The organism is Wolbachia endosymbiont (group B) of Dolichovespula media (assembly GCF_947179505.1).
Lineage (GTDB): Bacteria > Pseudomonadota > Alphaproteobacteria > Rickettsiales > Anaplasmataceae > Wolbachia.
The window spans coordinates 1-15,284 of record NZ_CAMXBR010000003.1 but is presented as its reverse complement, the minus strand read 5'-3'; the positions used below and the strand labels follow the sequence as shown (position 1 = coordinate 15,284).

Annotated in this window: 11 protein-coding genes and 1 pseudogene; 3 read left to right on the top strand and 9 right to left on the bottom strand. The window is 35.7% G+C overall.

The annotated features are described in order from the left end of the window. Nucleotide 1: 1 nt before the first annotated feature. The 8 genes and pseudogenes from OM967_RS02625 to OM967_RS02590 form a co-directional block, all read right to left on the bottom strand. The gene (locus OM967_RS02625; RefSeq protein WP_264337557.1) at nt 2-1,405 is read right to left on the bottom strand and encodes a phage portal protein; all 1,404 of its coding nucleotides are present in this window, start codon (nt 1,403-1,405) and stop codon (nt 2-4) included. Next, nucleotides 1,405-2,435: pseudogene (locus OM967_RS02620) on the bottom strand (PDDEXK nuclease domain-containing protein). Before OM967_RS02620 ends, OM967_RS02625 begins: the two are co-directional and overlap by 1 nt. A gap of 26 nt (nt 2,436-2,461) precedes the next feature. After that, nucleotides 2,462-2,686, bottom strand: coding sequence for a gpW family head-tail joining protein (locus OM967_RS02615; protein WP_264337556.1), 225 nt, complete (start codon nt 2,684-2,686; stop codon nt 2,462-2,464). Then, nucleotides 2,676-4,511, bottom strand: a complete 1,836-nt coding sequence (locus tag OM967_RS02610; protein ID WP_264337555.1) for a phage terminase large subunit family protein — start codon at nt 4,509-4,511, stop codon at nt 2,676-2,678. Before OM967_RS02610 ends, OM967_RS02615 begins: the two co-directional genes overlap by 11 nt. Next, nucleotides 4,511-5,992 (bottom strand): ankyrin repeat domain-containing protein, encoded by a 1,482-nt coding sequence (locus tag OM967_RS02605; protein WP_264337570.1) that lies wholly within the window; start codon nt 5,990-5,992, stop codon nt 4,511-4,513. The genes OM967_RS02610 and OM967_RS02605 overlap by 1 nt, the downstream gene beginning before the upstream one ends. Before the next feature lie 19 nt (nt 5,993-6,011). Beyond that, nucleotides 6,012-6,494, bottom strand: coding sequence for a hypothetical protein (locus tag OM967_RS02600; protein WP_264337554.1), 483 nt, complete (start codon nt 6,492-6,494; stop codon nt 6,012-6,014). A 7-nt stretch (nt 6,495-6,501) separates the two neighbouring features. Next, nucleotides 6,502-7,713: a DNA modification methylase gene (locus OM967_RS02595; protein ID WP_264337420.1), complete on the bottom strand. Its 1,212-nt coding sequence runs from the start codon at nt 7,711-7,713 to the stop codon at nt 6,502-6,504. Between the two features lie 103 nt (nt 7,714-7,816). Beyond that, on the bottom strand, nt 7,817-8,281 hold the full coding sequence (locus OM967_RS02590; protein ID WP_264337408.1) for a crossover junction endodeoxyribonuclease RuvC: 465 nt from the start codon (nt 8,279-8,281) through the stop codon (nt 7,817-7,819). A 922-nt stretch (nt 8,282-9,203) separates the two neighbouring features. Between OM967_RS02590 and OM967_RS02585 the strand changes: the two genes are divergently transcribed. The 3 genes from OM967_RS02585 (at nt 9,204) to ltrA (ending at nt 12,031) form a co-directional block, all read left to right on the top strand. After that, a complete protein-coding gene (locus tag OM967_RS02585; protein ID WP_264337569.1) occupies nt 9,204-9,905 on the top strand; it encodes a virulence RhuM family protein in 702 nt (233 codons plus the stop codon). 62 nt (nt 9,906-9,967) lie between these two features. Continuing rightward, a complete protein-coding gene (locus tag OM967_RS08215) occupies nt 9,968-10,090 on the top strand; it encodes a hypothetical protein (RefSeq protein ID WP_264337405.1) in 123 nt (40 codons plus the stop codon). Between the two features lie 627 nt (nt 10,091-10,717). Continuing rightward, the gene (ltrA, locus tag OM967_RS02575; RefSeq protein WP_264337404.1) at nt 10,718-12,031 is read left to right on the top strand and encodes a group II intron reverse transcriptase/maturase; all 1,314 of its coding nucleotides are present in this window, start codon (nt 10,718-10,720) and stop codon (nt 12,029-12,031) included. Between the two features lie 1,023 nt (nt 12,032-13,054). On the opposite strand, the gene OM967_RS02570 is transcribed toward ltrA, so the two are convergent. Next, nucleotides 13,055-15,130, bottom strand: a complete 2,076-nt coding sequence (locus tag OM967_RS02570) for an AAA family ATPase (protein ID WP_264337568.1) — start codon at nt 15,128-15,130, stop codon at nt 13,055-13,057. Between the last annotated feature and the right edge of the window lie 154 nt (nt 15,131-15,284).

Here is a 15,284-nt window from a genome sequence, read left to right as displayed (position 1 = left end):
TTTATTTTGTTTGTGTCCTGACATCAGAATCAAAGAAAAGGTTGAGAGAATCAGCACGCTTTTGATCTTCTGCTATTTCTTGATCAATTTCTTCTACATCGTAACCCATTTCTGATACTACTTCCGATCGACTCTTAAATCCATTCCTTACTGCCATTTGCTGTGCTTGCTGGTCTTTCAGTGGATCTACCCAATCAAATCCCTGTGGTATCCATTTTACATCTTTAAATATTTGATTATCTGTTGTAGAAAGCTCTCCAGATAAAGTGGCAAGTTCTAGCCATCTACTCCATACTGGTCTGCAAAATTGGAATACTATAATGTTATGTTGCAGCATAGCGCATCGACGACGAAACTCTATTAATCCTGCTCTGATTGATGAGTAATTAACACCTGTTAAATCTCCTGTTAGCTGTTCATATGTTATCCCTGTACCAATCGCTATTGCCCTGAGTTGCTGTCTCATGAATGCTTCATAACTTCCTCCAACATCAGATGGCTCTGAAAATTTTATGTCTTCTCCTGGGTCTAAAAGCTGCATTGTTCCTGGCTCTAAACCGGATAATGCTACTCCTTGCTCATTACTTTCACCTTCCCCCATGATATTTGCTTCAGGATCAAGTCTCGTAATAAACCCTGCAAACATCGCTGCTGTCTTTTTTCTCACTAATTCTGCATCATCGTATTGATCAAGTTCATAAAGCTTCAGCAGTATATTAGAAAGCCAAGGTTCCCCTCTAATTTGTCCAGGTCTTAAAGGTTTGTAGATATGTAAAACATCATTTGCCGGTACTCTAAATGATTCTCCAAATGAACCTTCACCTGGATGCTCTCTAAATAAGTAATATGCCTCTCTTTGCCCAAGCTTGTTAAACTCAATCCCGTTTCTTATTACATTACCATTTGCTAAAGTTTGATTTGTTTTATTGTCTAAATGTTCAGACTCAAGTACTTGCAGTTGTAGTGGTACAGAAAATCTATCTTCCAGCTTTCTCGTTCTTAAACGTATAAAACATTCTCCTCCCTCTATCATACTTCTGCATACTAGAGCTTGTAATCCATAAAAATCACTTACTCCGTTACTGTCTGCTTCATCTGTCCATTTTAGCCATAATTCTTGCACCTTCTTTCGAAATTCTCCATCTCTTGCTTTTGATTGCGGTTTTATTCCTGTTCCAATAGAGTTACTTACTATTGTATCAATGATATTTGCTGCATATGGATTTTTTCTCACCATATCACGTGATCTACTACGTAAAGTTTCAAGGCTTTGAGACAGCAAATTGTTTATACTTCCTGACTCTGGTTGAAAGTGAAAAAATCTTCTTCCTGAACCTGCTGCATCCCACGCTGAGCTTTTTATCTTTGGTTTGTTAAATAATTGCTTGAACGATTTTAATAGCATTACTTTTCCTGATCTGAAACTTTAGATAACTCAGCTTCTAATTCCTCTATTGTTGGCAAAGCTGTTTTTATATTCTCTGGTAGATTTTCAGTAATTTTATATTCTGCCAACCCTATCGGTTTATTTATGTCTTTAAGTGTATACTTAGCTAGTACATTATCCTTTGACTTGCATAAATTAATCCTATAGATGGTTGATCTGTCTCATGCTTTAGTAAATCATCAACGGCTGAAAGATAAAAATTCATTTTACCTGCATATTCTGGCTTGAAATCTTTGTCTTTTAGCTCAATTACTACAAAGCAACGTAACTTTAAATGGTAAAACAATAAATCAATATAGAAGTCTTTATTTCCAACATCTAAGTGAAACTGCCTACCAACAAATGCAAATCCTTCACCAAGCTCTAGCAAAAACTTCTCCATGTGCCCTACAAGCCCTTTTTCTACTTCTCTTTCATGAGCATCCTTTCCTATACTTAAAAAATCAAAAATATATGGATCCTTTAATGTGTAATGCGCTAAATCTGATTGAGGCGAAGGCAGCTTCTCTTTAAAATTAGTGATAGCCTTTCCCTGACGCTTATGCAACCCAAGTTCAATCTGCATTACCATAATGTTTCTTGACCAGCCATGTTCAATTGCTTCTTTTATATAAAACAACCTTGTTTCTCGACTCTCTATCTTTTCTAAAAGAGTAACATTATGGTACCAAGTTAATTGTGCAAGAGGCTCCTGCACAAATTCAATATCAGAATACTCCTCAGCAAACTTACGCATATACTTCAAATTTCTAGGACTAAAACCTTTCATTTCTGGAAACTCAGCCTTTAAGTCTCTACTTAACTGCTCAATTACTTTGGCTCCCCAGCCATATTCTTTTTGACGCTTTAAGATCTCTGCACCAATATAGTGGTAAAGCATAATAAGCTTGCTATTTACTGCTAGTGCTGCTTTATAACGACTAGTAGCAATCTGTTCTTTCAACTGCTCTAAAAATTCTGTATATTCTTTTGCTATAATTTTTGTCATACGATTCCTTTCAACGATTTTCATCATTATATGATCCCCTTGCTCGTTGAAAAAACAATTTTCCTCTTTGGCCTCATGCCTGCAACTTTTAACCCCGCTTTTATTCGTTGCCTGAGCTCCAATAAATCCTTTATTTGAACTTCCCCGTACCGCACAACATGTTCACCATATGCAATTGAGACAACTCTTTCTCCGCTTTGCAGTTTTTGAATTGCTTTCTCAACTTGAGTTAAATATTCTTCACTGTACATTTTGATTACCAAGCCACTTACTCTGTCTTACTTTTTTAGGCTTTTTGCTTTCCATTTTTCCACTCAAACCATTCCATTTACTCTCTGGCCAACGATCGATTCCAAGCGCAATAGATGCTGCTCTTGCGTAAATTCGGCAATCTAATACTTCATTTCTTTCTCTTACCTTTTGCCACTCTTGTTTAGTGTATCCTTTTACTACCTTGCTGACTAATTGCTCTGCCGTTAGCTGCTTAAAATATTCAGGTGCATATTCGGGAAAATGACAATATCCTGCTGGAGCTTCTTCACCTTCTTTTAAAACATTAAGTAATTGAAAAAGCTCTGACTTTAATATCGATACTCCTACTGGCCAGAGCTTTATTCCTCTTTTCAGCTTTTGACCACCAACTGTTATATCTACTCTACTTGGGCTGCTAAGTGGTACTAAGGCTTTATTTACACCTTTCACTGCCATTACTTTCCCAAAGCACTGATGACCTCTTACCCAATTGTATACTTCCTGTGTTGCATATCCTGCATCAACTGCCATCATACTTATCATATATTCAAGCCCATTTTCACCGATAAAATGATGATTGAGGAGCTCCGAAAGCTTTTTCCATACTTCTCCACCTCCTGTATCTCCTTCAAATACTCGGTAGTCTATTGACCAATTTTCACGACTTTTTCCCCATGCTACAACTTCTACTTCTAAACGATCTTTTTGGACATCTACTCCTGCAGTAAGTACCACTTCTCTCCTTGGTACTGTGCCAATCTGAAAAAATTCTCTTCGGTTAAATAATTGCTTCCAGTCTGGTACTTCTCCTTTATCTACCCAAGTTTCTCCAAGTGTGGTATTTATCCAAACTTTCAGTAATTGTTCACTTTCTTTTGCATGCAGAAAATCTTCTACTGCTTGTTGCCAACTATACCAGCCTACTGGACTATAAAGACTTGAAAGATGAAATCCTTTTTTCTCACCTTTTACTCTATTAGTAGGCCTCCATTCTCCACGTTCAAGCATCTCTGTCTTTTGATGATTTTCTATCTTTTTACCACATTCTATACATATATAGTGTGCTGTATTTGGATTTTTATCTTCCCATTTTATTTGTGACCATTTTAATATTTGGTAATAATTACAATAAGGACATGGAACAAAAAAATATCTCTTATCTGTTGCTTCAAATTCCTTCTCAATTCTACTTATTCCATGAATCGTTGGTGTTGATACTAAAAAAATCTTTCGCCGTGCAAAAGTGTTAGTTCGAGCAATACTAAGCAGTACTGGATCTCCTTCTCCTCCTGAATCTCCTGGATACGCATCAATCTCATCAAGAAAGAGATACTTTACTGGCATAGATCGGAGGCCTACACTGCTGTTTGCTCCAGTTATTACTACTATTCCACCTGGAAATTCCTTACTTTGTACAGTATTGCCTGAGTCTCTTGATCTTGGGTCTTTTACTTTACTCTTTAAACATGGTGTACTCTCTATTAATGGTGCAAATCTTCCCTTCGACCAACGCTTTCGCATTTCAACTGTTGGCTGTACTACCAGCATTGGACCTGGTATCTGGTCTATGATATAGCCAATCCAATTGTTGCCAGCTTCTGTTCCTCCAATCTGCGCTCCTTTCATGAATACTACTTTTTCTGCTGGTGAGGACGGAGAAAGTGAATCCATAATTTCTTTTAAATAAGGAGTTCTTTCTGTTCTCCATTTACCTGGCTCTGATGCTGCAGTTGGCGCTAAAACTCGATACTCATTCGCCCACTCTGATACTTTAAGCTCTGGATCTGGTTTTAAACCTTCAGAAAAAGATGTGGCGTATATCATTATCTGCATCTACTCATAACTGGTTCTATCTCAACATCATTAACAGTAGAACTACACTCTTCCAATTCCATAAACATCTTTTTCTGAAATTCGTTTTCTATATATCTTTTGTTCATCTCACTTATCATTATTGCTATAACAAGCGCAAATATCCCTGTTATTGTTGCAAAAATGATTGCACTGCTTATTGTTGCTGCTGTTAAACCTATATATGCTGCCATTGCTACTGCGCTAACTGTAATACAGATGCAGATAATATTATTATGTTTTTTCATCCTTTTATCTGCTATTTCTCTCTGTGCTATATATTTATTATGAAGGGTTGGAAAATTAACAACGGTATCTCTGCAGAGTAACGCTCCATTTTTTTCATTAAATAAAACTTTAAGTAATTCTAAATTATTTGACTTGATTGCTAAATGCAAAACAGGTTTATAATTTGCTCCTTTTTTCAGCAATAACTTTACTACATGTAAATGCCCTTTTTCTGCAGCAAGGTAAACCGGCGGTAGATTTTTATTATTTGAAATATCAATATCAATTTCTTCCTTTAAGATTGCATCTACAAGCTCAATTTCTCCTCTTTGTGCAGCTAAATGGAGTAGACTATTCTTTTCAGAACCGTATTTATTACTCATCAAAGCCTTCTTTATCTCAGGTTTAGCGTAATCAAATGGTGTCTTACCGCTATCGTCTTTTACCAATGGATCTATATCTTCTCGCGTTAGTAAAACTTCTATTGTTTTAAGTCTTTCAGCGTAATGTAGTGGTGTTTTATTTTCGTAGTCTTGTAAATTAACTTGAGCATTAGGCTCCTTTATTAAGCATTTGAGGATATCCAAACATAAATCTCTTTCATCATAATTAGTATTACTTACAGCTATATGCACAGGTGACAATTTCATTGAGTTTTGTCCCATGCGTGCACTATTTACATCCGCTCCTAGCTTTAGCAGTAACTTTACTATCTCCAACTTTTTATTATTAACTGCATAGTGCATTGGTGTCTGATTTCGTACATCAAAGACATCTATTTCAGCGTTTCCTTCTCTTATCAAAATCTTTACAACTTCTGCATGTCCTATGCCTGCTGCTAGATGTAATGGCGTATGATGCAGAGCATTTCGTACATTAACGTCAACACCTTTTCCTATCAAATATCTAACTGCATTAACTTCACCTATCATTGCAGCTAAATGAAGTAAACTATCTTGCTCTGATCCATATTTATTGTTGATTAGCGCTTGTAATATTTCTGCTTTTTTCCCTTCTTTGGCGTAATCAAGAGATGTTTTACCATCATTATCTTCTATAAAAGGATTAATGTTCTTTTTCGTGAGTAACAGATCTACCATACTTAATTCATCAAACTCTATAGCGCAATGTAGTGGGGTTTTTCCGTTTAATCCTCTAATATTTACATCTAATCCAGGTTGATTAATGAGACACTTTATTAACTCTAAACTTAAGTTATCAGCCATTTTATATTCAAAATCTTTCTTATATTTGAAATTTAGTATTAGATAATTCTTGTAATGAGTTTGTAATCTCTTCAGTTAGCGCCATATGAATCTTTTCAGTGTCACTCAGTGATGCAAGCAATGCTGAAACTCTATTTGGAATATTAAGTAAATTATTACGGACAACTCTTGCTACATTAAATGCATCGCGCTTTACTTCTTCTACTGCTACAAGTTCTCCTATCTCAGCCCTAGCTTTTGCCTCAAGAAGTTTACCTCGTTCCATTTCATTTTTTATTCGAGTTTTTAGCAACATCGTGGAAAGGTTACTTGTATTTTCGTTTTCTGGATTTTTCCTCCTAAGTGGCTGACTTGGATCTCTTATTGCCGCTACTGCTTCATTTGCTTGTTCTCTATTGATCAAACCATCCTCCAACTCAACTATTCCTTTTTTTACTAAATAACAGACATATTGCTTTGATACTCCTATCTCTCTTGCCCATTCTGTTTGTGTAATTTTCACTTTTTTCCTACTGTTTTTCTCCTTGAATTTCTGCAAAAGTTTTACCAGTACCGGCTAAAATGGCATCTCTTCCGGTATATATTTGCCAACGTTTTATAGTTACATCTACAAATTTTGAATCTAGCTCTATTGTCCTACAAATTCTTCCTGTTCTCTCGCATGCAATCAGTGTACTTCCAGAGCCGCTAAATGGATCAAGTACGATATCTCCTGATCTACTGCTATTAACTATTGCTCTTTCCATTAGCTCTACTGGCTTCATCGTTGGATGTAGTGTATTGTGTGTTGGCTTATCATAAAACCACAGATCACTTTGATTTCTACCTCCATGCCACTCACGTTTATTGCCGCTTTTCCATCCATAGAGCATTGCTTCGTATTGTCTTTGATAATCAGACCTGCCTAGCGTAAAATGATTCTTTGCCCAAATGATAAATGTTGACCATTTTCCTCCCGCTTCCTCAAATGCTTTTTGCAACGTTGAAAACTCTGATGATGATGCACAGATGTAAATTGCTCCTTTCGTATATGCTAAAATATGGGAACAGATGTCATAGAGAAAAAGCTCATACTTTTCACCTTGATTATCATTTAATATCTTTTTGTCTTGGCTATTACCATAATCAACGTTATATGGAGGATCACAAACAGTAATGTCTGCCATTTTATCATCTAACAGCGCTTTATATGATTCAACTACAGAGCTATCACCACAATAGATTCGATGATCACCTAAAATCCAAAGATCACCTGGCTTTGTTATTTCTACCTTTTTGTCATCAACAACTAAGTCAGAAAGATCTTCTTTTTCACCATCTAAATCATCAAGAAAGTTTTGAACTTTTTCTAATTCAAATCCAGTCATTTTAAGATCAAACTGCAAATCTTCTAACTCTTGAATTTCTACCTTTAAAAGATCATCATCCCACTTTGCCCAATTAGCTGATTGATTTGCCAGTAATCGAAAAGCTTTGGTTTGTGGTTCATTTAAATTATCACTTAAAACAACTGGAATACTCTCCATACCAAGTTTTCTTGCTGCTTTAAGTCTTAAATGACCATCAACCACAGTTCCATCGCTTTTTGCAACTATTGGAATACGAAAACCGAATTCCCTGATTGAAGCACACATTCTATTTACTACGTCATCATTCTTACGTGGATTACGCTCATATTCGACTAGATTTTCAACAGGATAGTAGTGGATTGCTAAATTCATATCTTAATAATTAAAAAGTTAATATTCAAAATATCTCTGACGCTAAAGAAGGCCTGGGGTCTGACCCACCAAACCCACCAATATGGCCGAAAGGACCCACTTTTTATGGATTTTTCGTCTTATTAATATCTTTACTGAAATTCATAACGTAGAACATTAATGCCAAAGCATCAGATTCATTATCATCTTTAGGTGAAAACCCTTTTCCCTTTACAGCTTCAATAACTTCACTCTTACTTGCATTGCCTTTGCCTGTTATAAAGCGTTTTATAGTTTTAACATTAACACCTTTGTACGGCACATGATGTTCTTCACACCAAGCAGACAGAACTGCGAGAAAACCGCCATAGCAATGCGCTGCATCAGTTCCTAGATGTCTTCTTACTTCCTCAAAATACACTGCAGAAATGTCCTTCAAAGAATTAAGCCAATTACGAAAATTCAAGAAGCACATGCCACCTCCGCTAAAACGGCTACCATGAAAGCTTTTGCTTCCACTTTCAATTACTCCATCTGTTAAAATTGCCCAGCCGGTTTGCTTGCCGAGATCGAGTGTTAGGGTTGACATTTGCTATTATTAAAATTACAAGTAGCACTTACTCCAAAATATCGTCTGGTTTCTGCAAAATACACTAGAAATTCATAGGTTTTTGTAGTCCAACAACGGAAATTCGAGAATTATGTGCTACTGCAGAAAGTTGTTTTCTTGTTATATATATTCACCAAAATTACGAAAACTGTTCACTTTTTTTTGCAAAGGATAAAAACCTTGTTAAACTTGTCTGCAGGTTTGTTTTGTAACAGTAGAATTACTAAGGATAGCTTTTATTTGAGTTTAAAGGCTATTATAGACGTTCTTTGGTGAGCAGTGATAGTTTTTTCCCTAAAGTCACATCTAGCTTTAAAACACAGTTTTTGCCTTATTTAAAAAAATATAAATTCTCAATTACGTAACTTACCAAAAGCCTAAATTTCTTTTGCTTTCTGTTTTCAACTTTTCTGTTTGAAGCACATCTACACTCAATGCCCCTATACTAATATATACCGGATTTCTTCTACTTTTTCCGGGATTTTCTAAAAAAAAAGTTAAAATAATTTCAAAACTGCTTACCAGCTAAAGAATAAAGTAGATAGTTCCCTATTTTTAGAGTTTTACAGTTGCTTGTCTTTTTTACAAATAACCTATATGCTACTTGAAGTAAGGTAGAGTAGATATGATAATAAATGAAAACGAAATTTTATTATATACAACTCCAGATGCTTACTATTACCCACAAATAAAAACATAGTATTGTATTTACTCAAATAATTTAATTTTATTAACTTGAAAGCTTATTAGATTGAAATTATTAAACTAAGAGTTATAATTTTAGCAACTAAAAGCTGTAAATTGCACCATATAAACAGTTATTTCAAGCAAAAGTTATGCCATTAAGAGCTATGCAACAAACATTTATATTTGTGGGTAATAGTAAGCTCCAGATGGAGACGTGAGAATTGATGTTTTGTATCGAGATGAAAACGTTTGGCTTACACAAAAAAGAATGGCGGAGTTGTTTGATGTTAATATTAGAACAATTAGTGAGCATTTACAGAACATATTTGCTAGTCAAGAGTTAGATAAAGATTCAGTTATCCGGATTTTCCGGAATACTGCTGAAGATGGTAAACAGTACCCTACACAATTTTATAATTTGGATGCAATTATAGCTATTGGTTATCGAGTTAATTCTAAAAAGGCTACATCTTTCAGAGTATGGGCTACAAAAATTTTGAGAGATTTCATCATCAAAGGATTTGCATTAGATAGCGAACGGCTAAAAAACGGCCCAAAGTTTGGCAAAGACTACTTCAATGAATTACTTGAAAAAATCAGGGAAATACGAGCATCGGAACGTAGGTTTTACCAGAAGATTACCGACATTTATGCTGAATGCTCTGCAGACTATGATCCAAATTCAGAAATAACAAAACAATTTTATGCAAAAGTACAGAATAAATTATATTGGGCGATTTATGGCCTGACTGCAGCAGAGCTAATATATTCTCGAGTTGACCACAAAAAACCAAATATGGGGCTAACTACATGGAAAGATGGTCCTGGCAACAAAATTCATAAGAGTGATGTGAGTACTGCAAAAAACTACTTGACTGAAAAAGAGTTGAGTGAACTAAATCATATTGTTTCCTAGATTATGCGGAACTTCAAGCAAGAAAGCATCGGCTAATGAAAATGTAGAATTGGGTTGAAAAGTTGGATGCATTTTTATTGTTCAATGATTATGAAGTGCTTAAAGATGCTGGTAAAGTTAGTGCTGAAGTTGCAAAAGCTCTAGCTGAAGGAGAATACGAAAAGTACAGAGTTGTACAGACATGAATCTGATTTTGATGAATTAATTAAAGCAAGTAAAGAAAGTGAGAAAATAACTACAACAAAAACCAGCTTGTAGTTGAGCTATCTGTGTTTGACATCTTGCTTTTATTTTAATTTCAAGGGGGGTGAAAAATTGTGTGCGCCAAGAAGTGCGTAAGGAACAGTTGGTGAAAATCCAACACGGGTAAAGCTTAGCCAGCAACCTGGAACAAACCATTATGCTGCGTAAGGTAACGAGCGTAGTAAAGCTAATGGAATGGACAACATAGGGTGCAACGAAAGTGAAGGTATTGAGTCCCGTAATTCACGCGTCATGGGGGCCGACACTTTACATTTGGTGGAAGGCAACATGGGTAATAACGCTAAGGAAAGATATTACTCACCCCATCGGGATCGAAGGCCGCGTCATGTGTTGAGATGGACCTTACGTGAACTTGGGAGATCCTTTGTATTCCTGTAAGGGTACTCTGGAACAAGTCAATAAAGGCAAGGACTGGAGGAAGATGCAAAGGAAGTCGGACTAACTGATAGTACTCGGAGTGTGGGAAAGCCACATACAAGGGGAAGCGGTTAGCAATATAGTGACTGGTATAGGGATTGCTATACCAATACAACAGAGATTGGAGGAGTATGCAAGGAAAACTAAACCAGATAGCAGTAAGGGCTAAGCAAGATAAGCGAGTAAAATTTACATCGCTAGTTCATTTGATTAATGAAGAGAATCTTGCAGAGTGTTACAAGGAACTAAAACGCAACAAGGCTTGCGGTATAGATCGTGTGACAGTGGAAGCTTATGGAGAAAATCTAGAAGAGAAACTTAGAACGCTAGTGGATAGTATGAAGAGAAAGCAATACCGACCGCAACCAGTGAAAAGGGTATACATACCCAAAATTGGAAGCAAGGAAAAACGCGGTCTCGGAGTACCATCAACAGAAGAAAAGTTGGTACAGGTAATGCTAAAGAAGATATTAGAAAATATTTATGAAGCAAACTTTATGGACAGCTCGTATGGATTTCGACCAGGAAGAAATTGTCATCAGGCGATAAACGCTCTAGATAAAGCAGTTATGCACAAACCAATTAACTATATTGTAGAAGTGGATATCAAGAAGTTCTTTGATAATGTTCAACATAAATGGCTAATGAATCGTCTAAGGGAACGAATAGCTGACCCAAATTTATTGTGGTTAATAAAACGATTTCTAAAGGCAGGAATAGTCGAAGTTGGATGTTACAAAGCAACCGATCAAGGCACACCACAAGGTGGTATAGTAAGCCCTGTATTAGCTAATATATACTTACACTATGTGCTGGACTTATGGTTTGAAAAGAAATTTAAGCCAAAAGCCAGAGGATATATACAGCTAATAAGGTTTTGCGACGATTTTGTAGTTGGCTGCGAGAGGGAAGAAGACGCAAAAGAATTTCTAGAATTACTGAAACAAAGACTAAGTAAATTTGGATTGGAAATAGCTGAAAATAAAACAAAAATAGTAAAGTTTGGTAAGAAAGAATGGTATCAAGCAGAAAGAGAGAAACGTAGGACGGCTAGCTTCAACTTTCTAGGATTTACACATTATTGTGGAAAAAGTCGTAATGGTAAACTTATGATGAAGCAGAAAACTTCAAAAATAAGCCTAGCTAGAAAGATTAAAGAAATCAAAGAGTGGTTGAAGATGGTACGAAGTCGTATCTGTCTCAAAGATTGGTGGCAGAAACTTAAAGCCAAACTAACAGGACACTATAGCTACTTCGGAGTTAGCGGAAATTATCGGTGTTTGATTCAATTCAATCGACTGGCAACAAAGTTAGCATTTAAGTGGATAAACCGACGTAGTCAAAAGAAAAGTATCGATTGGGAACAATTTATACACTATTTAAAAGTAAATCCATTACCAAAACCAAAGGTATATGTTTCTTTATACACAGGAGCACTAGTGTGAACGCTGTATTGTGGAGCCGTGTGCGGGAAATCCGCAAGCACGGTTCTTTTGGGGAGACTATGGTTATGAGACCAAATCGCTGATTTCAAGGTCATAAGTCTCTACCAGACCCCCACCCTTTAGAAAGCCCTATCTACCAATAAATAGTGAAAACACAAATCTTTGTCTCCATTATACGCGATAAAATTGGAGACGTAAATAAATAAATTTAGATCTTTGTCTCCATTTTAAGCAGTTTACGAGCTCAGTAGCTTATGTTTATGGCAGCAACTTTTTTCCTTTAGCTTCATCTACAAATTATTTATAGAGATTACCTAAAGACTCAACTTAAGAATTTTAGATAAAAGTCGTTATATCTCAATAAGACCTCCAAAACCAGCTCTTGTTTCACCTAAATTACAAAAACTTTTCACTTTTTTGAAAAAAATGTTTTACAACGAATAAAAAGCGTGATAGGGTACAATGGTTTTTTTTTATAACAAGTAAAACTTTAAAGCAAGAGATAATTTAGAGATGCCTCATAATCAAGTTTTAAGCTACCCTAGGTGAGTAACTTAGGTCTTGGTGGAATTATACCCTGAGGTTGTAGAATTGCTTTAAAACCCAATTACGGTTCATTTGTTTTTTCTGAGCATTGTCTTTCATTTCTTTTATCAGATAATTTTGAAAGAGAGCTTTACACGTATCCATAGCTTATTATTGTAGACTGGTTAGTAACCGAACAGAGTAGTATGTTTTAAAGTCATACTACTATATTATTATTATATAATAATAGGAAATTTTGGAAACTGGAGACTGGTCAAAACCCCGCAATACTCCTAAGCTTTTTGCCACCTAAACCAGATTACAGCTCAGAAATCTGTCAACCATTAAACCATTGAAAATCTGGCATTTTTTTACTACCAGAAAGTACCAGATCTCATAAACTGCACCAGATTCTGCCAAGACTGAAGAGTTCTGGAGTCTGAAATAATCAATATACTTCGTAAGTAACCTTATTACTGTAGATGATATAGAAGAGATCTAATTATAGTAAAGCCAAATGTTTGAATCTTCAACTGGCATAATACTGCCATATTCTGGCGATTTATAATCGGTTGGTAAAATCTTCTCATATACTGTAATATCCTTATTTAGTTGGTTTGTAACTTTCTTTTCCATATCTTCAACACAAAGTATCCCATATTTACTTCTTTCAGCATTTTTATCATTCCTGTTAAACTTAATGTAACCTTTTGCAGCAAGAACATCAATGCGTTCACGAATGGAGTTTTTACTACCAAGACCTGCTTTATTTTCAAATACCTCACAGAATGTATTGATTGTATATACTTTCCCTCTATTTCTCGCCTCGTCGTAAATTAATTGCAGTATAATATCATATCTACGAGAACGCTCTGCATCTAATTTTTGTCCATAATCTTTATGTATCAGTCTCTGTGACTCATAATCAAGTATTTGCCAGCAGTTATCGATTTTATCAACACATTTTGATGGAATAGCATGACCATTACGTAATTCAAACATCAGTTGACGACTACTCTGCCGTTCATCTGGCTTAAACATTATCATTCCCGTAGTATAAAAGCTTCTTAATGAACCAGCACCACTGAAACTCTGAAAAGGATCTTCTTCTAATGATTTCTTTTGCATCTTCTTCGTGTGATGTACTAAAATGACTCCTGCATTCGGATTAACTAACTCTCTCAATTTTTCAACTCTTTCTTGCAGGAAAAATAGCATAGCATTATTATCATTTTCACTACTGTTCTCGCCAGCATCAAAAACGTTACGTAGTGGATCAATAGCTATAATATCAACTGTATTTGAACCAAATGATTTTTTTATTTCACCAAGAACTTCATCTATACTATTATCATTTAAGAGTAGCTTTGTTTGAGGTGTAATGACTAAGTTATCCAAAGCAATCTCAAGCAGTTCTTCATTGATTTTTAGTTGCTGTAGACGTTCACGCATATAGTGGTAGCCAATTTCAGTTTGAAGATAAAAGATTCTTAAAGGCCTTTTAGGTACCATATCAAGAAATTGAGCTCCTGCTGCCATGTAAATTAGCCAAGAAATTAAAAAGTCACTTTTTCCTACTTTAGGTGCTCCAGCAAACACTAAAAGTCCACTTGGAGTTAAAATTCGAGGAGCAACTATATCTTCTGGCATCGGTGATTTATCGTTAAAGTATTGCCTTGCAGAAAATGAAATCAAACTTTTTGTACTTAGAGTATTAGTAGTAAGTGCAGTTGAAGCTAAAAATTCTTTAACATTTATTCCTTCCTCTACACAATCTGCAGCATCCCAGCCTTTTGTTTTATTTTGTGGAATATTAAGAACAACAAGTGATTCAACTCCGATTTCTAAAAGCTTTTTTTCAGCATTTTTAGCATATTTCTTACCTGCTTCATCATTATCTGGCCATATAATAATGTGTTTACCTTTTAGCGGAGTCCAATCAGTTTTCTCAATAGGTGCATTTGCTCCAGACATCGCTGTTGTTGCAGTTATTCCCTTCTCTATCAGCGCTTCTGCACATTTTTCCCCTTCCACCAGAACAATTTTATCAGACTTTAAGATTTCTGGAATGTTGTAGATTGGCCTTATTCCTGGTGAACCATATCTGCCTCGCTTAACATCAAAAGGCTTGTATACTTTTTTCTTTCCGGGAGGGTCAGAACGGTAAACTTTTACAATCACCTGACCATTTTCATCATAATAATTCCAACTGTGGGTAATAAATTTCTCGAAGTCTTCATCAACATACTGTTTCTCGATGTATTTTTTATTATTTCCGAGCCACTCAGCTATAGAAGCCATTACCTCAGGAAACTCTGTCCTTGCATTCTTTCTATGTACAGATGCCCAAAGGTCGATAATGTCACCACCTTCTCCAGCTGCAAAATCATTCCATAACCCAGCTCTACTGCCACTTAGTTCTACTCTTAAACTTTTTCCTTTGTTACCATGCACATCACCTATTCGAAATTCATCACCATGGAAGGTACCATTGGGGAAAAGGTAAGAAAGACAAGATCTTAAATCCAACAATAGTTGTGCTTTAATCTCTGGAACATTGTATGAAACACTCATAATTAACCTTTAAATTCGGAGTCTTGTTCTATATATTCACCGGATTTACAAAAACTGTTCAGTTCGTAGGTGCGTTGTCTGATCAAAGTTTTGAGTGTCTGAGATTTAGAAAAGATTCTAGACTTTCAGAGGGTAAAAAACTCACGATTGTCTG

Coding starts and splice junctions, on each gene's coding strand:
- OM967_RS02625 (WP_264337557.1), bottom strand. CDS start 1,405: ATGCTATTAAAATCGTTCAAGCAATTATTTAACAAACCAAAGATAAAA.
- OM967_RS02615 (WP_264337556.1), bottom strand. CDS start 2,686: ATGTACAGTGAAGAATATTTAACTCAAGTTGAGAAAGCAATTCAAAAA.
- OM967_RS02610 (WP_264337555.1), bottom strand. CDS start 4,511: ATGATATACGCCACATCTTTTTCTGAAGGTTTAAAACCAGATCCAGAG.
- OM967_RS02605 (WP_264337570.1), bottom strand. CDS start 5,992: ATGGCTGATAACTTAAGTTTAGAGTTAATAAAGTGTCTCATTAATCAA.
- OM967_RS02595 (WP_264337420.1), bottom strand. CDS start 7,713: ATGAATTTAGCAATCCACTACTATCCTGTTGAAAATCTAGTCGAATAT.
- OM967_RS02590 (WP_264337408.1), bottom strand. CDS start 8,281: ATGTCAACCCTAACACTCGATCTCGGCAAGCAAACCGGCTGGGCAATT.
- ltrA (WP_264337404.1), top strand. CDS start 10,718: ATGCAAGGAAAACTAAACCAGATAGCAGTAAGGGCTAAGCAAGATAAG.
- OM967_RS02570 (WP_264337568.1), bottom strand. CDS start 15,130: ATGAGTGTTTCATACAATGTTCCAGAGATTAAAGCACAACTATTGTTG.